Consider the following 18,429-nt stretch of genomic DNA (forward strand, 5'->3'; position numbering starts at 1 on the left):
TCGCCGGTGCTGTGACAAGACAAATTTCTCCAAATGTGCTCTATGTCATATTTGGCTCTCACTAGGTACTCTGTGACTCGGCTGGTTGCGCTTCTTTGACAGGAACTGTCAAAAAACCAACCAACTCCAGTTGACAGGCCTTGGCGATGGAGCCCGGGCCTCCCTCAGTGAAAGGTGCAACGACTCGTGAAATCACAAGGAAAGAGCTTCGTCAGAAGCGGGGGGCTTCGAAAGGCTGCGGCACTGGCCGTGGGCTTGCCGTTGCTTCTCTCTTCGATGGCGATGCCGGCCCAGGCCGCTCCCGCTCCGGAGACGCCCGGGAATGTTGCAGGCGTGGCCAAGAAGAACCTTGACCCCAGCGCGTATAAGGACGGCCGTTACATGGTGGTCCTTGCCGAGAAGCCTGCAGCAACCTACGACGGCGGCACGGCGGGCCTTGCGCCCACCAAACCGGAAGAAGGCACGAAACTCGACGCCGACAGTGCCGAGGTGAAGGAATACCAGCAGCACCTGCAAACGCAGCAGCAGGAAGTTGCAACGCAGGAAAACGTCACCATCGAGCGTGACTTCACCACCGCCGTCAATGGTTTCAGCGCCAACCTGACGGCAGACCAGGCCATTAACCTGGCCAAGGACCCCAAGGTCCTCATGGTCGCACCGGACACGCAGTACGCCCCGGACTACTCAACAACCGACTTCCTGAAGCTCAGCGGTCCCACCGGTACATGGGCCACCCAGTACGGCGGACAGGACAATGCCGGCAAGGGCACCGTTGTTGGCGTGATCGACACCGGCTACACCCCCTCCAACCCGTTCTTCGCAGGTGAGCCCGTTGGCCCGCTGGTAGGCAACCCGCAGGTCGGCGTTCCCTACCGCACGGCCGACGGCAAGATCGCCATGCTCAAGGCAGACGGCGATACCTTCGTCGGAGAATGCCAGGCCGGCACCGACACCGGCTCGGATTATGACGGCAGCGCCTGCAACTCCAAGGTCCTCAGCACCCACTACTTCGCGGACGCCTTCCTTGAGACCGTTCCCCCGGAGAATCGTGCTCCGGAAGAGGTCATCTCTCCCGTCGACGTGGACAGCCACGGCACCCACACCGCGTCCACCGCTGCGGGCAACGCCAACGTGGACGCAGTGGTGGACGGCCGCAGCTTCGGAACCACCAGCGGCATCGCACCCGCCGCAAAACTGTCCGTCTACAAGGTCTGCTGGGAAGACACCGACCCCGCCACGGGTGGCTGCTACGGCTCCGCTTCCGTGGACGCGATCGAGCAGGCCATCCTGGATGGCGTGGACGTCCTGAACTACTCCATCTCCGGTTCCACCACGTCCACCACGGATCCCGTTTCGCTGGCGTTCCTGTCCGCGGCCTCCGCTGGTATCTTCGTGGCCACCTCGGCCGGTAACTCCGGACCGACCGCCAGCACAGTGAACCACGGAGCACCCTGGCTGACCACCGTTGCCGCAACCTCCTTCTCGCAGGAGCTCCAGGGCACCGTTGAATTCTCCGATGGCAGCAAATTCCGCGGAGCGAGCATCATGAACCGCGAGGTGAACGGGGCCGGCGTCGTGCTGTCCACCAACGCTGCAAGCGGTGAAGGCAACGCGGCACTCTGTGCCCCGGGGTCCCTGGACCCGGCCAAGGTAGCCGGCAAGGTTGTTGTCTGCGACCGCGGCGTGGTTGACCGTACCGCCAAGAGCGCCGAGGTGCTGCGTGGCGGCGGCGTGGGCATGATCCTGGTGAACCTGACGGATTCGTCGTTGGACACCGACAAGCATGTGATCCCCACGGTCCACGTGAACCCGCCTGCTACCCAGGCCATCAAGGACAAAGTCACGGCCAACCCGGCCATCACCGTGTCCCTGCTGAACCGGGACACCACGGGCCTGCCTGCCGAGGCGCAGCCGCAGATCGCCGGGTTCTCCTCGCGCGGACCGCTGCTTGCCACGGACTCGGACCTGTTGAAGCCTGACGTGTCCGCCCCCGGCGTCGCCATCCTCGCCGGTGTTTCTCCGATCGGTACCGGTGGAGACAACTTCGGCTTCCTGTCCGGAACGTCCATGGCCTCCCCGCACGTTGCCGGTTTCGGCGCGCTGATCCTGGGCAAGAACCCGAAGTGGTCCCCGGCCACCGTGAAGTCCGCCATGATGACCACCGCCGGTCCGGTCAAGCTGGCCAACGGCGCCACCAACAAGGACGTCTTCGCAACAGGTGCCGGACAGGTTGATCCGGCCAAGGTCCTCTCGCCCGGCCTCGTCTACGATGCCACCACCGAGGACTACCTCAAGTTCATCCAAGGCACAGGCATGGACCTGGGCATGGAAGGCCTCGGCACCACGGCCCCGCGCGACATGAACGTTCCTTCCTTCGCCCTCGGTAACCTCGCAGGCAAGATCGAGGTCACCCGTACGGTGACGGCGCTGACCCCGGGCCTCTACCGTGCCTCGGTCAACGTCCCGGGCGTCAACGTCAAGGTCACTCCGTCCGTCCTGAACTTCGGGGCAGCCGGTGAGAAGAAGACGTTCAAGGTCCAGTTCGAAAACAACAACGCAGCCCTGGGCAAGTTCGCCATGGGTTCGCTGAGCTGGCAGGGTGCCAACAAGACCGTCACCTCGCCGATCGCTGTCAGGCCGCAGTCCGTCATCGCGGACAAGGCCCTGGCGTTTACCGGAACGGGCCGCAACGGCTCGGCCACCATCAACATCACCTCCGGTACCAACCTGCCGGTGGGCGTCACTGTTGATGGCCTGTCCAAAGCTGATTCCTCGGCAGTCGAGCTTGTTCCCGGCCCGTTCGCGGGTGAGACCAATGCTTCGAACTACGTGAAGAAGGTGACGGTTGGCCAGGGAAGTGCCCTTGCCAAGTTCTCGGTCATTTCCTCCAACGAGGCCGCGGACTTCGACATGCTGGTGCTCACTCCCTCCGGTCAGCAGTTGCCGGCGGCTACGGCTTCTGCCAGCGAAACCCTGTCCGTCCCCAACCCGGAGGCCGGCGACTACTACGTCTTCGCCAACCTCTACGCGAGCCCCAACAACCAGGCCACCAAGGCCACTGTTGATGCCGCAGTCCTGGGAGCCAACCAGGGCAACGCCACGGTGACGCCGAATCCGATCCGCCTCGCCAACGGCAAGACGGGCCAGATTTCGCTGAACTGGAAGAACCTGGAGCCCGGCTCCTACATCGGCCGCCTGACCTTCGCAGGTACCAGCGAGCCGAGCTTCGTCACCGTCCTGGTCAATGCCGGCGGCACCGTAGTGGTTCCTGACGACGAGGACCCGAAGAAGGACAAGAAGGACAAGAAGGACCGCGGCAAGATCCGCGCCGACGAGCCGACGCAAAGCAACAACGCCGGCTAAGGCCTTCTTGACGAGTCAACTGATGGTGGAAAGGCAGTGGCCGGTGGGATATCCCGCCGGCCACTGCCGTATCTTTCCATCATTTACCGGCTTCCCATCAGTTACGAGGAAGGAACAGCGCTGGTCGGTTCGGAACTCGGCAGATCGTCGGCTTTGGGTGGCACAGGTGGTTTAGGCTTGCCTGGCCCCAGCGCGAACAAGCCGAAGGCGAGAGTTGCGATGCCGATCATCAACCACGCTGGGGTGTAACCCGCCGAAGCCGCCATCCCACCGAAGATCCAAGGCAGAATAAACCCGCTGACAGCCGTCACGGTCAGGAGAAGGCCCACCGCTGTTCCAATGAGTTCCGGTGGCACGTCCGGATCTTCTCCGGGAGCGGTTTGCCACACCGCAAAGCAGCCGTTGAAGCCAAAGCCGATGAGCGCTGCGGACAGCCACAGCACGTCGGATCCCGCAGCGGGCAACAAGAGGATCCCGATTCCCTGAATCGCCAGGAAAAGGAGGAACGTGATCTTTGCGCTCAACAGTCGATCAGCGAGGAGGCCGGCAATGATGCTGCCCGGGATGCCCGCGAGGCCGACCAGCAATCCCGCCAATGCCACCACCTCCACGGAGAACCCGCGTTCTTCTGCCGCATAAACACCTATCAGTTGGGAAGCGACGAAGTACGCCCCGTAGCCACCGAAAAACGCCATGCTGTGACGCCACAGCCTTCGATTGCGGAGTATGGCCGCGATGTTCCGGCCGCTAAGCCTCGTGCCCAGCAGGGCCGGAACTCCCTGCGGAATCCGGTACACCACCAGAACCAGAAGCGCACATGCCACGGCGATGAGCCCTGCCAGGATGAGGGCTCCCCTCCAGCCCATTGACCGTTCGACCGGTCCCCAGGCGTACAGGCCGACGGCTACGCCTGCACTGAACGCGGCGGAGACAACACCCAAGGCCGCAGCATGTTCACGCCCGCGGAACCAGACGCTGACGGCCGCAATGCCTATTCCTGCATACACAGATGCGGCAAGCCCGGCCAGTACGCGCAAGGTCAGCAGCATTGTGTATCCATCAACGATCCCGGCCAGCGCGGTGAAGAGGCCTTCCAGGAGCAAGCCTCCGACAAGGGCGGCGCGGATGCCGCATTTCGCGGCGATGAAGCCGGCGGGGATGTGCATGATTCCGTAGCCGACGACGAAGCCGGAAATCAGCAGGGCAAGCTGGGGCAGGTCCGCGTCGTAGTCCGCTGAAATGCCGGCGAACGTGGACGGCATGACGAACCAGTTGAAGGTCATCGCAACGAAGCCCACGGCGATGACGCCCAGCATGACCCATCGTGCGGAAGCGTTCTGCTGGAGTTGACTGTTCATGTCGAAACCGGCGCTTAGCTGAAGAACGTCTTGATGGCGGCGGCCACTGATTCGGGATTCTCCAGCGTTGGGAAGTGCGTCTTCCCAGGGATGTGGATGGGCGTGAACCAAGGGTTCCCGGCCGCGAATTCCTCCTGGAACTTCCGGTATTCGGGGTCCAGTGGCTGAGAGTAGATGTGAGCCACCTCGAGGTTGCCCGGGACGGCTTTCATCCGTTCAAGTGGGTTTTCCCATTGTGCATAGCTCTTCTGGATCTCCCGGCAGGCCCGCATCCACATGCTTTCACCGAACCAGGTCATCTCCCGCTGGACGTGGTCGATGACATCAACGGAATCCGTGCCTTCGGTCCATTCGTCGAACATGCTCTGCCGTGCCGCGGCGACGGTAGTGGGGGAGGCTCCTTGTTCGATCTGCTGGTGAAATCCTTCAAATGGTTTCAATAGCCAGTCGATCACCACGGCTTGGCCGAAACGCTTGGCGCCAAGCCGCTCCTGAACGCCGATGTTGACCCAGCAGCCGTGGGAAGTTGAGGCGATCCTGACATCCTCGAGATCGAGTTGTTCGATGAACTCCACGGTGTCCTGGATGAGGTCCTCGGCAGTGAAATCGGCCGGCGTCCCTGCACTGCCGTCGTGACCACGGAAATTCAGCCGCAGCACACGGAAGTGGTCCCGCAGATGGGGTTCCAGGAGTCGAAAGAGCCGGTGGTCCTGGGCCCACCCGTGGATCAGGATGAGCGGGGGAGCCGAGGGGTCGCCCGATTCGACGTATTCGAGGGATGTTTTGTTGATGGACGTGGTTTTGAGCTGCACGATGACCTCACTCGAGAGTGTCGGAAAGAAGGGGATATTGATTCAATGTGACGAGCGTCACCGGAAGCTTATGGGCCGCTGCTTCGCCAAGTCAATAGCCTGCTATGTAAATATTTTGAGAGTTCCAATTACATAGCTAGGTATGTAATACTTCTCGGCGTGAGCGAGCTCACATCCACCCAAGCACCGATCGAGGAGTTCCAAATGAGCGTTTCGCAGGGCCATGTTGAAATTGCCGGTGGCGGCATCGGGGGGTTGACCGCGGCGGCTGCCTTGGCGCGGCGCGGCTGGACGGTCCGTCTTCACGAAGCCAATCAATCAATCCGTGCTTTGGGCGCGGGGATATACCTGTGGGACAACGGGCTGGCGGTGCTCCGCGCGCTGGGCGTCGAAGGTATGGCCACGGAGGGCGCCCATTACGGGCCCAGCATCCAGAGCCGCGACAGCCAAGGAGCCTTGATCGGGGAGACGCCCATCAACACCGCGGGATCCGTTCGGGTGCTTACCGTGCTGCGCGAGAAGTTGATTGCAGCCCTGCATTACGCCGCCGTTGAGTCGGGCGTTGAGATTGTCACAGGTTCGGTGGCGGTGGGGGCTGAGGTGGAAGGGGTTCTCAGGTTCGCCGATGGCAGCTCGAGGGCGGCCGATCTGGTCATTGCGGCCGATGGTGTTGGATCGCAGGTACGTGAAAGCCTCGGCCTGTTGCGTCGCCGGCAGGCCTTGGGCCAGAGATGTGCACGACTCCTCCTGCCCCGTGCCGCCGGTGATGTTCCCCGTGAGATCGAAGACAACTACATCGAGTACATGTCAGGCCAACGGTTTCTGCTCTATACGCCCAGCAGCTCAGGGGATCTCTATGTGGCGCTCGTTTGCCCGGCCTCGGACCTGGGGGCAATGGGCGGCCATCTGCCGAAGGACGAATGGGTGCGGTCATTCCCTGCACTGGAGTCCCTCATCCGGAGATTGGGTCCCGTTCCCCGTTGGGATGACTTCGAGTGGGTGGAGCTGTCAAAGTGGTCCGCCGGCCGGGTTGCCGTCATCGGAGATGCGGCACACGCCCAGCCACCCTATCTGGGGCAAGGGGGCGGCTGCGCCATGATGTCGGCACTTGGCCTGGCGCATGCAGTCTCCGAATCCGGACGTTCCCTCGAAGGAGCCCTTGCGCTGTGGGAATCCACGGAGCGACCGGTCATCGAACACACCCAGAGGTTCTCGGTTCGCGTGAGTGAACTGAACAACGTCCCCGACGATGCGCGTCGGGAGATCCTCAAAGTTGCCGCCATCTTGCCGCGGATAGGCCGTTCCCGGGCCCGCGCGGCATCAACGGTTCCCACGGGAATGAAGGTGCCGGTGGAAGTCGGCGAACGGTTCAAAGGGTGGGACAGGCTCGCCGATCCAAGCCCCGCTATTTAGCAGAGATCTGGGCGTCAACGATCTGGACGAAGTCCTGCAGGACGGCAACAACCTGGCGGCGTGTTTCCGGCGGAAATTGAAGCAGCGAATCTTTCTGGAAGTCCCGAAGGATACGTCTCTTCCCTTCCCAAAGTTCAGCCCCCCGGGAGGTGAGCTCCACCAGCGTCACCCGGTCATCATGCTCGGAGGGCCTACGGGAAACTATGCCGCGTTCTTCAAGGGAATTCAGCATTCGGGTCACAGTAGGCTGCGCGATTCCGGCTTGGCGGGCAATCTCGCCGACGGGAAGGGCGCCACGCTGGGCGACTGAATCCAGCACGGCCACCTGGGATTCTGTCAGGGTCTCGCCTTCGCCCAGCACGCCTACCCGGCTGCGTCCCCGACGCAGCACCCGATACACGTCGTTGCAGGCGCGGATCCAGTCATCAAGCAGTTCGGGAGGGACGTCGTGGCTGCTCATAATGTGAGGGTTCCTGTGAGAAGTGATTCCTGAAATCCAGACTAGTCGCGTGCCCTTCCTCCAACAAATCCATGAGAGGCAGAAGGAAAAATGCAATCCTCACTTCATAAGTACGGCTCATCTGACCAACAAGTGGTCAGTTTCCATCAACCCGGTGATGGTGGTGCGATCCATGGCACGGCGGTGCTGGTGCATGGAGGGTACTGGCGTGAGGCCTTCACTGCTGAGCTCATGGTGCCGCTTGCGGCAGACCTGGTCATGCGCGGCTGGGCGGTTGCCAATGTGGAGTACCGGCGGGTCGGCCAAGCGCCGGCACCATCCGCAATGGTCAATGATGTTTCGAGGGCTGTGCAGTGCGCGCTCGACTGGAGTGCCGAATCAGGGAAGCCAAGGAAGGTGGTCGGAATTGGGCACTCGGTAGGTGCCCAGCTTGGGATGCTCAATGGTGGCCTTCTGGACGCTTTTGTAGCTCTGGCGCCCGTCACCGATTTACCCCGGGCCTACAGGGAAGACCTGGGGGAGAGTGCAGTAAAAGGGTTCATTGGTGACGACGCAGGGGACCTCCCCGCCCGGCTGGAGAGGTACTCTCCTGTGCATCAGTTGCCTCTAGGGAAGCCCCTGCTCGTTGTCCATGGTTCAGACGACCAAAGGGTCCCGGTTGCCCACTCCAAGGCATACCGCGCTAAAGCCACGAGCCTTGGCGACGCGGTCGACTTCCGGCAGCTGCCCCATTTGGACCATCTGCAAGCCATCAACCCTGACGGCATCCATTGGCCGCAAGTGGTCGAATGGATGCACGCCCGGCTGGTGGATCGACCGACTTAGAACGGCTATCCCCTGGGAAAGCTGAGCGGGCGGGGTCGCCGCCTATGCGGCGCCGGTTGAGCCTCCGGTGTTTCCCAGCAGTGACGCCAGGGTTTTCCAGCGCGAAATCTCGCAGCCGTCGGTCCTGCTGAAACGGCTGTGGACCTTGCGTCCACGGAACCAGCCAGTGACCACGGCTACTTGGGGGCCGCCGTACTGTTGCGTGCAGATCCGGTCCGGCCGGGGTTCCGGGAAGAAGATCTCCTCGCCAAACTGCTCGACGGCGGCCAGCGCCGCAGGTGCGTCCGGCAAGTTCGAGTCCAGTGAGTCGGAGTCCGGGGAGAGGAGGCCGGCGACGGACCGGAGGTGGAATTCGTGGCTCTCAGCGCCAGGTGCCTCGGTCAGCGTGACTGTGAGGTCGACGTCGTACTCGCTGTTGGGTGACTCGCTCGTGGGGGAAACCATAGTGACCTTTCGCTGGTGGCGGCGGGTGCTCAGGCGGCCAATCCACCCAGCTCATGGAGGAGCGGATCTACTGCCTGGAGCACGCGGGCCCGCAGCTCCTGGGATTCTGCTGCGAAAGCCCGCTGGTATTCAACGTACTCGGCCTTGCCCTGCGGTGTCTCGATCCTGATGGGTGGGTAGCCCCATTCTTCGAGATCGTACGGGGAGGCCTTCATGTCCATGGCACGGATCCGCCACGAGAGCTCGAAGCAGTCCATCACCAGCTCGCTTGGCAGTGCCGGGGTCAGCTTGTACGCCCACTTGTAGAGGTCCATGTTGGCGTGCAGGCAGCCCGGCTGCTCCATGGCCCGCTGGGTTTCGCGGGTGGGTTCGAGCTCGTTCAGGGGAATGGCATCAGGGGTGTAGAAACGGAACGCATCGAAGTGGGAGCAGCGGATGCGGTTCTCTTCCACCACGGTGTCCGTTCCTTCACCGCCGAGCCTCAGTTGCAGGTATTCGTGCCGCAGCTCGAACTTCTCCTGGCGGTACACCATGGCCCACTCGTGCAGGCCGAAGCACCCGAACTGGGCCGGACGCTTGGCTGTGCCTGCGAGGATGATGCCCGCGAAGCGGACGGCTTCGGCGCGGTCGGCCACGAAGCTGCTGCGATCAAAGGTGACGGCCGGCGTGCCCGCGGGAAGCCCGAGTGAGGCGAGTTCGCCGTCGTCGAGCGTTCTGTAGAACTTCCACGTGGCACGCTCAAGGGCGCGCGGACCGCTGAGGACTGTGCCGTCCCCAGGGTGCCAGCGCAGCAGTTGGCCCGGTTTTTGGGTGTAGTACGTGAAGAGGAAGTCCTCTACAGGGTGCTTCCTACCGGCCGAGCGTCGAGTCAGGTACGGGTCTGCGTAGCGCGCGACGCGTGCGTGATGGGCTGCCTCCAGCCCGAGCCATTGCTCTTGGGGGAGGTGCTGCGGCCTAGAGGCCGCCATCTGATCCGAGGACGCTCTTGGCGGCGTCCCATAGCGCGATCTGGCAGCCGTCCGTCCGGCTGAACGCCGCCGTGACGTCCTTGCCGTCCACGGCACCGGTCACCTTGGCCGTTGCCGGGCCGCCGTATTGCATGGTGCAGGCCTGGTCGGTCTTGGTGGGGGCAGGGCTAAGGATGGAGGGGCTGTTCTTGATGGATGTGCACGCTTCGGCAGCAGACGGGTGGTTGCTTTCGGCGGCCGGCGCGCCGGCCGTGCAGACGAGGGTGAAGGTCTGCGGTGCGGCTTCGGGCGTTTCAATCAGCGTGATGGAGAGCTCGGCATCGCCTGCGCCAGTGGCTGCTGACGCGCTGGGAGTTGCGCTGCTGCTTGAGGGGGCCGACGACGACGGTGCCTGCGTTGCGCTGCCCGTCGAACCTGGCGATGGGGTGCCTGAGCATGCGGCGAGGCCAGCGACGGCCAGGACTGCCAACAAGTACCGAACAAATCGCGTGCGCATGGAATCTCCTAGGTTGCGTCCATTTTACGTGGCACTTTTGGTGCCCGCCTCTGTGTCCGCTTCCAGCAGACCACTGCGGCTGTGCGCTTGGCTAGGGAAACTGGCTGTCGGTTTGGTATCAGGTTGAGCTGCTGCGTTGGGTTGCCGCGATCAGGCCGGTCATGGCTTGGTGGAGCTCGGCTACCTCTTCGCGGCTGAGCTGCAGGCGTTCGCGGATTTCGCCCGGGACGGCAGTCGCCTGCTTGCGGAGGGCGGCGCCCTTCTCCGTCAGCTTGATGGCCAGGGCGCGTTCGTTGCCGGGCACGCGTTCGCGGGTGATGAGCTCGGCTTCCTCGAGGCGCTTCAGCAAGGGGGAGAGGGTGGCTGGATCATGGAGGAGGCTGTCGCTGATGTCCTTCAGCGTCCGGGGGCTCCGTTCCCACAGGGCAAGCATCACCAAATACTGGGGATGGGTTAGTCCAAGCCGTTCCAGCACGGGCTTGTAGACGCCCACCACGCTGCGGGACGCGACGGTCAGGGCAAAGCAAAGTTGGCGCTCCAGGAGGAGGTCGTCAGTCTCCTGGGTGGGCTCGTCGATGGCCGTCATGGCTGCCTCCTGGGCTTGCTGCGTCAGCTCGCGCCGATCAATTAGTTAGTGTACTAACAATTAGCGTACTATGGACTCATTGAACCGTCTAAAAAAGAGGAGTCGATCCGCGTGGCCAAGGAATCTCTCACCCGGAAGTTCATGCGCGCCACTGGGAAGTTCAGGGTTGTTTTCGGCCCCGCGCACAGCAGTTCGCTCGACCATGAAATGACCGAAGCGAACCGGAAGCTCCTCGCCCAGCGCCAGGCCGAGACGCAGCAATGGGAAACGCTCCGCCGCCCCGATGGCAGCACCTATGTAGTGCCCCGCAATCCGGATGACAAGTCGCTGCGGTAGGCGTTCTTTCACGGATTTGGGCGTAAAATTGCCTCACTGAACGGCATGCACTGGCCCTGCCGCTCTTTCTCTCCCGTAGAAAGGAGGTGGAAGAACATGGGACGCAAGTTGGAGGGATTCCAGCATGTCACTGAACGGCTGCAGTCCGTCTTTGGACCGGCAACCCACGGTGACATGGATACCCCTGTAGTGCACAAGCATGACGATTTTGAGACCGCCTCCGAGGCGGATCTGAAGAACTTCGACGTCGAGACCGATTCCGAAGGCCATCACTACGCTGTCCGGAACAACGATCCCGGCCCGACCTCAACTGACTACTCGGTACGTCACTGACTATCGCGCAACTCATCAGCATGCTTATGATGTAGAAAGCGGTGATGCCGTGACAAAAGGGGGTCGTCGATGAGTTTTCAGGATGATGTTGCGGGGGTTCCAAGCGAGGCTCCCCGTCAGGATCGGACCGCCCCGCCTTCGGTGGCGCCCACGTCCAGGCCAACCCGCACCGCGGCCCTGTGGGTGGCTGTGGCCGTTGGCTTGGTGGTCCTGGTGATGCTGATTGTGTTCTTTGTCCAAAACCAGGACATGATCACGGTCCGCTTCTTCGGACTCCAAGGGACGCTGGCCCTCGGCACCACGCTCTTCATCGCAGCTGTAGGCGGCGGCGTGCTGGTGGCCCTGGCAGGCGGTGCCAGGATCCTCCAGCTCAGAATGGTCAACCATCGCCGCAAGAAGGCTGTGGGCGGCCCGGGGGCGGGACCCTAGAAGCTGTTAACTGCGGAAGGACCGGAGCGCTTGCTCCGGTCCTTCCGCAATTTAATCCCGACGGCGGCACTCCCTGACGATGTTTAGCCCGCCGGGGTGGTGGGTCGTCTTAGCCTTCGCAGTCAGTGCAGTAGGCGACGCCATCTTTCTCGCGTGCGATCTGCGAGCGGTGGCGGACCAGGAAGCAGGAGTGACAAGTGAACTCGTCGTTAGCCTGCGGGATGACCTGGATGACCAGTTCTTCAGCGACGATTTCGCCGCCGGGGCCGTTGGCGTCAAGGCCATCGGTTTCGTCCAGTTCCAGCACGACGCTCTTGGCCGTGGGGGCGCTGGCGGATTGGAGAGCCTGGAGGGATTGCTCCTGGTTCTCTTTTACATCGGTACGGAGTTCGTCGTAATCGGCTGCCACTTTTTAATGCCTCTTCGTGTTAGGGGGTTACCGGGTATGCAACGTACAGCATGCCACGAAAATTCCATACCATACCCCAGTTCTGACGCTTGTGGCGAAAACCACGTGTCTGGCAGCCCAAAAAAGCTGCCAGACACGGTGATTTCGCGCCTGTATTACCGGAGTTCGATGTCCAATGATTGAAATTCGTCGTCGGCGTGGCGACCCACCAGCAGGCCGAACGTGCCCCGTTCAAACTGCCAGCCGCCGTCGTAATGTGCAAATGCCTTGGCCGGAACGCGGATCTCAACGCTCTCTGTACCAGCCGGGGCGAGGTGCGTTCCTGAGTAGCCTGCGAGCCAGCGGACCGGCCTGTCCACGGCGGAATCTGCGCGTTCCAGATACACCTGGACCACTTCGCGTCCCGTGCGGGTGCCGGTGTTCTTGACGGGAACGTGCACCACAATATCCTTCCCGGCCTGCGCTACCTGCGGGGCGTGGGCTGTGCCCAGTTCGAAGGTGGTGTAGCCGAGTCCGTAGCCGAACGGCAGGGCAGGAGCTGCGCCGCCCGCGGCTTCCTGCTTGAGCCAGGCGCGGTAGCCGATGTGGATGCCCTCGGAGTAGACCACCTTGCCGTCAACGGGCGTGGTGTTCAACACCGGGACGTCTGCCAGCGCGGCGGGCCACGTGGTGGGCAAGCGACCACCTGGTTCTTCGATGCCCAGCAGGATGGCGGCGATGGCGCTGCCGAACTCCTGGCCGCCGAACCAGCCCAGCAGGACCGCATCCACCGCGTCCAACCAAGGCATGAGCACTGGCGAGCCGGAGTTCACCACCACTACTGTGCGCGGGTTGGCTGCTGCGACGGCCTCCACCAACTTGTTCTGGTAGCCAGGCAGGTCCAGGTCCTTGCGGTCGAAGCCTTCGGACTCAATAGCCGCGTTTGTACCCACAATCACCACTGCGACGTCGGAAGACCGGGCAGCTTCCACGGCGGCATCGATTTCCGCCTGCGGGTCCGTAACCACAGTCTCCTCACCCAGCAGAATGGCCGTGAACGGGATGACCTGCTGCTTGGGCAACTGGTACTCGGCCTCGATCCGGACAGTCTGCCCGGCTGTTGTTTCGAAAGCATGGACAGTCTTGGGCGGATCGAACAGCGCGGCGCCGAGGACGTCCGTATAGTCCTCAAGCTCGCTGTTGAAGACTTCGGTACCATCCAGGGCAAAGCGGATCCGGCCCACGGTACCTACGCCCAGGTGGTGGACGCCTGCTGTTTCGGCTGTCCAGTCCGCTTCCATGCGGATGGAGGCGGCGCCGTCGGGAATGCCTACTCCGAACCAGATCAGGTGCGAGGCCAGGCGGTCTTCGCCGGAGATCTCCGTGCCGTCTTCCGCCAGGAAAGTCACCCGGATTCCGGGCACGTTGGAGACAGGGTTGTGCAGTGAGGTCCGGGGGAAAGCCTGGATGCCCTCGGCAACCTTGGCGCCGCGCGCGTAGGTGACCTTGACGTCGTCGGGCAACGCTTTCCGCAGCCCCTCCCGCGGCGAGACGGTGTACTTGGGCATCACGGTGGCGCTGCCGCCGCCCTGGGTGCGCGCTTCGTCCGCGTTGTGGCCGATCACGGCAACACTGCCGAGCGCCTTGGCGTCCAGCGGCAACAGGCCCTTGTTGCGGACCAGCACGGCGCCGCGGACGGCAACTTCACGCGCGACGGCGGCCCCTTCCAGTTCCGTGGGGAGCTGGGTGACTGCGGGAGTGAAACCTTCGAGGGATCCCACCCGGGCGGCGAGGCGGAGGATGCGGGTGACCTTTTCCAGGATGGCGTCCCGGCTGACCCGGCCATCGTTGACGGCCGCCAGCAGCTTGGGGCCCCAGTGGCCTACTGGACCGGGCATTTCGAGGTCCTGGTGGGCGTTGGCGGCGTCGATGGAGCGCACGCCGGTCCAGTCGGAGACTACGACGCCGTCGAAGCCCCATTCGGTGGACAGCGGGGTTTCAAGGAGTGTGTTCTCGCTGGCGGTGGTGCCGTTGATGGAGTTGTAGGAGCTCATGACCAGCCAGGCGCGGGCCTCGGTGATGGCGTCCTCGAACGCGGCCAGGTAGAGCTCTCGGAGCGGGCGTTCGTCCACCACGGAGTCGGCAGTGAAACGCTCGGTTTCGGCCTCGTTGGCCAGGTAGTGCTTGGGCGTTGCGCCGACTCCCATGGACTGGACGCCGGCAACGTAACCGGCGGCCATGGTGGCGGTGAGATGCGGGTCCTCGCTCATGCACTCGAAGTGGCGGCCGCCCAGGGGCGAGCGGTGCAGGTTGATGGTGGGGCCAAGGACCGCGTGGACGCCCTTGCGGCGCGCCTCCTGGCCCAGCACCTGTCCGTAGCGGCGGGCCGTCTCAACGCTCCAGGTTGCTGACAAAGCGGACGACGACGGCAAGGAGACTGAGTCGTGGCGCTCATCAAAGTCTTCGCCGCGGACACCTGCCGGCCCGTCCGACATGACCACGCGGGACAGTCCGATCTCCGGGATGGCGTGGGTGGACCAGACGTCCGCGCCGGTCAGAAGTTGAACCTGCTGCTCAAGAGTGAGGCTTCGGGCGAGTTCGCTGATCTTCGCCTCCGCATCCTGTGTTCCTGCCTGGGGCGCCGTGACAGCTGCCGGGAGGGTGGGGTTCATTTACTTGACTCCTTTGATACGGGTGACGAGGAGGGCGCCGATGATGCCGACTGTTGCACCACCGAGGAACAATGCGGGGTAGCCGCCAAAAGCGATCACCGGGAAGGCAATGGCGGGAACCAGGGACTGGGGAAGGGCCTGTGCGATGTTGAAGACACCAAAGGTCTTGGCATTCTCCGACTGGTTCTTGGGCAGCAGGTCAGTGATGAGGGCGACGTCCACGGCGCTGAAGATGCCGAGGCCCAGCCCGAGGATGCCTTGGCCAACCAGGACCTGGCCGGTGCCTGTGCTGGTGGCGATGACCACCAGGCCCGCCATCATGATCAGCGCGGACATGATCACCATGCTCTTGCGCTTGCCGATGCGGTCGCTGATCCAGCCGCCGGCGAGGCTGGTGATGACGGTTCCTGCCGAGCTCACCAGCGTTGCCTGGAACACCAGGCTGGTGACCTGCGTTTCGGCCACGTGGAGGTGGTCCGTAAAGAAGTATGGAAGGTAGAGCAAGCCCGCGCAGTAGCCCACATAGACCAAGAACTTGGTGACCCAAGCCCACCCCAGGCCGGGGTGATCTTTGGGGTTGAAGTAGAAGGAACCGAGAATCTCCTTGATGTTCAGCGGTGCCGGCTTCTCGGTGAGGACGCGGTCCTTGAACGTGAAGGCAAAGGCGATGGCAACTGCCGTGCCCACGATCCCGGGCACCACAGCCATCTGCAAGGCGTTATCGAACATCTGGGCGAAGAAGGCCGCGGACACAAGTCCAATGGGAAGTGTCATGCCGATAAGGCCTGAGAGGCGTCCGCGCTCCGCTGGGCCCGCTTGGTCGGGAAGGGTTGCGACCAGGGCCGCGAGAGCCGCATTGAAGCCCAGCTGTGCTACAACCCAGGCCAGGAGGACGGTTCCGACCTCCGTGGCCGAACCCAGCAGGAGGAGCGCCGCCAGGCCTATCAGTGAGCCTCCAACGATCCAGGGTTTCCGCATGCCGAACCGGGATGTGGTGCGGTCGCTGAGGCGTCCGAAGAATGGGTTGGCGAGCAACGCGACAGCTGCCCCGACTCCTGCCACAAGACTGAGTGCTCCGGCGCGCGTATCCGGGGTGGTGATCTCCGAAACCTTGATGGCGAGGACCACCAGTGCTGGTGCAATAACGGCCATCCAGAGACCGGCGCTCGCGATGGGCATGCCGATGACGTAGGCGCGGGACGCGGTTTGGTGCTGGGTGCTTCCGGTGCCCGGGGCGGCGGTTGCTGCGCCTGCCATCTGCTGATCGATATTGAGGGCCACATTGCCTCCTGATGAACGGGTGGCCCACCGTTGGGCCGCTGCAATGACTTTAGCTTCAAAAATCTAGTGTGACTAGGTTTTCAGGAAAAAAGTCGAGTGATACTCGATTTTCACGCTATGAAATAGACTGAACGGATGTCAACGTCCAGGGCCCGGGGCCAGTACGCCAAGGGTGCGGAACGCCGAGAACAGATCATCCAGACAGCAACGGACGTCTTTGCCACCGAGGGGTTTGAGGGAACTGCGCTCAAGCGCGTCGCCGAACTCGTGGGCGTCAAGGAAGCCACCCTCTTCCACTACTTCAAGGGCAAGCAGGAACTCCTCACCGCAGTCCTCGCCGAACGGGACCGGCGCTCAATCGCCGTGAGTGGCCAGGCAGATGTGGGGCTGAACCTGATGCCGCCCATCGCGGAAAGGAACGAGCGCGAGCCTGGATTGACCACTCTTTACGCAGTGGCGTCGGCAACCGCAAATGATCCCGGGCACGACTCCCACAGCTACTTCAAAGAGCGCTACGAGACAGTGGTCCGGGATATCGCCGCTGACATCGAACGGCGTCAGGCATCCGGGGAAGTCCGGACAGACGTCGACGCCGTCATGCTGGCACGTCTGACAGTGGCCGCTTTCGACGGCTTGCAACTGCAGTGGCTCTACGACAAATCCGTTGACATGGCGGACGGCCTCCGGCAGCTCATTGACGTCCTGCTGGCACCGCCCCACCCAACTGAGTAACAGATAACGCCGTTCTGAAGGTTCAGAACGGCGTTATCTGCCTTACTTTGGGGCGTTGCCCGCGGCTGGCTAGCGGCCGGTGCCGCCGTAGACGGTTGCCTCAGCGTCGCCGTCGAGCTCGAACGCGTTGTGGATGGCGCGGACGGCGTCATCCAGCTTGTCAGCGCTGGTCACCACGGAGATGCGGATTTCCGAGGTGGAGATCATGTCGATGTTGATCCCGGCGTCGGAGAGGGCCTTGAAGAACGTGGCCGAAACACCCGGGTGCGAACGCATGCCCGCGCCGATCAGGGAAAGCTTCCCGACATGCTCGTTGTATTCGATGCTCTCGAAGCCGATCTGGCCCTCAGCGGCGCGCAGGGCTGCCAAGGCGTCGGCGCCCTCAACGATGGGCAGGGTGAACGAGATGTCCGTGCGGCCCGTGCCGTGGGTGGAGACGTTCTGGACAATCATGTCGATGTTCGAGTGGGCATCGGCGATCACCTGGAAAATCGCAGCAGCCTTGCCGGGGATGTCCGGGACGCCTACTACGGTGACCTTGGCTTCGGACCGGTCGTGTGCAACGCCGGAGATGATTGGCTGCTCCAAGGCAACTCCCTCTTGAATGTTGAACTTTTCGTCGGCGCCGGGGATAACCCAGGTGCCTTCGTGCTGGCTGAATGAGGAACGGACGTGCAGCGGCACACCGAAGCGGCGGGCGTACTCCACGCAACGCAGGTGCAGGATCTTGGCTCCCGAGGCGGCCAGTTCCAGCATTTCTTCGCTGGAGATACGGTCGATCTTCTGGGCGGACGTGACCACGCGGGGGTCTGCAGTGTAAATGCCGTCCACGTCCGTGTAGATCTCGCAGACGTCTGCTTCCAGTGCTGCGGCGAGGGCAACGGCCGTAGTGTCCGAGCCGCCGCGGCCAAGGGTGGTGATTTCGTTCGTGATCCGGCTCATGCCTTGGAAGCCGGCCACGATCGCGATGTGCCCCTTGTCCAGCGCGGTGCGGATGCGGTGGGGGTCCACGTCGATAATCCGCGCCTTGCCGTGGATGCCGTCGGTAATCATGCCTGCCTGGGAACCCGTGAAGGACTGTGCAGAGGCACCGAACTTGTTGATGGCCATGGCAAGCAGGGCCATGGAAATTCGTTCGCCGGCGGACAACAACATGTCCATTTCGCGGGCGGGAGCGGAGTCAGTGACCTGCCCCGCAAGGTCCAGGAGTTCGTCGGTGGTGTCACCCATTGCGGAAACAACAACCACAACCTCGTTGCCGGCCTTCTGCGCATCCACGACACGCTGTGCGACCCGCTTGATGCCATCGGCATCGGCAACCGAGGAACCGCCGAACTTCTGAACGATCAGCTGCTTGGTAATGGCAGCCTCGTTGGAGAGCTCTTCGATCTTCACTTCGGTAGTGGGCATAGTCATGCGCGCACCCTCACTGCATCAATAGGGTTCGAACGCGGCATGCCAATTTCAAATTTGAGCACGCCAGCGTAGCTTATTTGCCCAGTTTATCGCCGCGTGCATGGCTGATAGGAATTG

At 62.8% G+C, this 18,429-nt stretch carries 18 protein-coding genes; 7 read left to right on the forward strand and 11 right to left on the reverse strand.

Going from position 1 to position 18,429, the window contains the following annotated elements; genetic code table 11:
• Nucleotides 1-276 precede the first annotated feature (276 nt).
• Complete coding sequence (locus J3D46_RS07670; RefSeq protein WP_374110836.1) at nucleotides 277-3,363, forward strand: S8 family serine peptidase; 3,087 nt, start codon at nucleotides 277-279, stop codon at nucleotides 3,361-3,363.
• A gap of 101 nt (nucleotides 3,364-3,464) precedes the next feature.
• Here J3D46_RS07670 and J3D46_RS07675 read toward each other — a convergent pair whose 3' ends face one another.
• Nucleotides 3,465-4,721: a nitrate/nitrite transporter gene (locus J3D46_RS07675; RefSeq protein WP_253466171.1), complete on the reverse strand. Its 1,257-nt coding sequence runs from the start codon at nucleotides 4,719-4,721 to the stop codon at nucleotides 3,465-3,467.
• A gap of 14 nt (nucleotides 4,722-4,735) precedes the next feature.
• Nucleotides 4,736-5,533 carry an alpha/beta fold hydrolase gene (locus J3D46_RS07680; protein WP_253466174.1) on the reverse strand — a complete coding sequence of 266 codons (798 nt, stop codon included), beginning with the start codon at nucleotides 5,531-5,533 and terminating at the stop codon, nucleotides 4,736-4,738.
• 159 nt (nucleotides 5,534-5,692) lie between these two features.
• Between J3D46_RS07680 and J3D46_RS07685 the strand changes: the two genes are divergently transcribed.
• Nucleotides 5,693-6,946 (forward strand): FAD-dependent monooxygenase, encoded by a 1,254-nt coding sequence (locus J3D46_RS07685; protein ID WP_253466177.1) that lies wholly within the window; start codon nucleotides 5,693-5,695, stop codon nucleotides 6,944-6,946.
• Here the strand turns inward: J3D46_RS07685 and J3D46_RS07690 are convergent.
• Entirely contained in the window at nucleotides 6,939-7,406 is a 468-nt protein-coding gene (locus J3D46_RS07690) for a MarR family winged helix-turn-helix transcriptional regulator (protein WP_231340473.1), read from the reverse strand. The two genes, J3D46_RS07685 and J3D46_RS07690, sit on opposite strands and share 8 nt — an antisense overlap.
• A gap of 90 nt (nucleotides 7,407-7,496) precedes the next feature.
• On the opposite strand from J3D46_RS07690, the gene J3D46_RS07695 reads away from it, so the two are divergent.
• Nucleotides 7,497-8,231, forward strand: a complete 735-nt coding sequence (locus J3D46_RS07695) for a S9 family peptidase (protein ID WP_253466180.1) — start codon at nucleotides 7,497-7,499, stop codon at nucleotides 8,229-8,231.
• Nucleotides 8,232-8,273: 42 nt separating this feature from the next.
• On the opposite strand, the gene J3D46_RS07700 is transcribed toward J3D46_RS07695, so the two are convergent.
• The 4 genes from J3D46_RS07700 to J3D46_RS07715 form a co-directional block, all read right to left on the reverse strand.
• Nucleotides 8,274-8,675, reverse strand: coding sequence for a serine protease inhibitor (locus tag J3D46_RS07700; protein ID WP_231340475.1), 402 nt, complete (start codon nucleotides 8,673-8,675; stop codon nucleotides 8,274-8,276).
• 29 nt (nucleotides 8,676-8,704) lie between these two features.
• Nucleotides 8,705-9,643 (reverse strand): 3-methyladenine DNA glycosylase, encoded by a 939-nt coding sequence (locus tag J3D46_RS07705; protein WP_253466183.1) that lies wholly within the window; start codon nucleotides 9,641-9,643, stop codon nucleotides 8,705-8,707.
• A complete protein-coding gene (locus tag J3D46_RS07710; RefSeq protein WP_231340477.1) occupies nucleotides 9,630-10,139 on the reverse strand; it encodes an SSI family serine proteinase inhibitor in 510 nt (169 codons plus the stop codon). Before J3D46_RS07710 ends, J3D46_RS07705 begins: the two co-directional genes overlap by 14 nt.
• 118 nt (nucleotides 10,140-10,257) lie before the next feature.
• Entirely contained in the window at nucleotides 10,258-10,725 is a 468-nt protein-coding gene (locus J3D46_RS07715) for a MarR family winged helix-turn-helix transcriptional regulator (RefSeq protein WP_253466186.1), read from the reverse strand.
• Nucleotides 10,726-10,836: 111 nt separating this feature from the next.
• Here J3D46_RS07715 and J3D46_RS07720 point away from each other — a divergent pair, with 111 nt between their 5' ends.
• From J3D46_RS07720 to J3D46_RS07730, 3 genes are all read left to right on the forward strand, one after another.
• Nucleotides 10,837-11,061, forward strand: coding sequence for a hypothetical protein (locus J3D46_RS07720; RefSeq protein WP_026541816.1), 225 nt, complete (start codon nucleotides 10,837-10,839; stop codon nucleotides 11,059-11,061).
• 96 nt (nucleotides 11,062-11,157) lie between these two features.
• Entirely contained in the window at nucleotides 11,158-11,394 is a 237-nt protein-coding gene (locus J3D46_RS07725; RefSeq protein WP_253466189.1) for a hypothetical protein, read from the forward strand.
• Between the two features lie 69 nt (nucleotides 11,395-11,463).
• A complete protein-coding gene (locus J3D46_RS07730; protein WP_231340480.1) occupies nucleotides 11,464-11,823 on the forward strand; it encodes a lipopolysaccharide assembly LapA domain-containing protein in 360 nt (119 codons plus the stop codon).
• A 109-nt stretch (nucleotides 11,824-11,932) separates the two neighbouring features.
• Here J3D46_RS07730 and J3D46_RS07735 read toward each other — a convergent pair whose 3' ends face one another.
• From J3D46_RS07735 to J3D46_RS07745, 3 genes are all read right to left on the reverse strand, one after another.
• A complete protein-coding gene (locus J3D46_RS07735; RefSeq protein ID WP_011773410.1) occupies nucleotides 11,933-12,232 on the reverse strand; it encodes a DUF4193 domain-containing protein in 300 nt (99 codons plus the stop codon).
• 155 nt (nucleotides 12,233-12,387) lie between these two features.
• Nucleotides 12,388-14,883 carry a beta-glucosidase gene (locus J3D46_RS07740; RefSeq protein ID WP_253466192.1) on the reverse strand — a complete coding sequence of 832 codons (2,496 nt, stop codon included), beginning with the start codon at nucleotides 14,881-14,883 and terminating at the stop codon, nucleotides 12,388-12,390.
• Complete coding sequence (locus J3D46_RS07745; RefSeq protein WP_253466195.1) at nucleotides 14,884-16,164, reverse strand: MFS transporter; 1,281 nt, start codon at nucleotides 16,162-16,164, stop codon at nucleotides 14,884-14,886.
• 135 nt (nucleotides 16,165-16,299) lie between these two features.
• On the opposite strand from J3D46_RS07745, the gene J3D46_RS07750 reads away from it, so the two are divergent.
• Entirely contained in the window at nucleotides 16,300-16,896 is a 597-nt protein-coding gene (locus J3D46_RS07750; protein ID WP_253466198.1) for a TetR/AcrR family transcriptional regulator, read from the forward strand.
• Between the two features lie 69 nt (nucleotides 16,897-16,965).
• On the opposite strand, the gene J3D46_RS07755 is transcribed toward J3D46_RS07750, so the two are convergent.
• The gene (locus J3D46_RS07755; RefSeq protein WP_159705651.1) at nucleotides 16,966-18,312 is read right to left on the reverse strand and encodes an aspartate kinase; all 1,347 of its coding nucleotides are present in this window, start codon (nucleotides 18,310-18,312) and stop codon (nucleotides 16,966-16,968) included.
• Nucleotides 18,313-18,429: the final 117 nt, after the last annotated feature.

Origin of the sequence: Paenarthrobacter sp. A20 (assembly GCF_024168825.1) — a bacterium.
GTDB lineage: Bacteria > Actinomycetota > Actinomycetes > Actinomycetales > Micrococcaceae > Arthrobacter.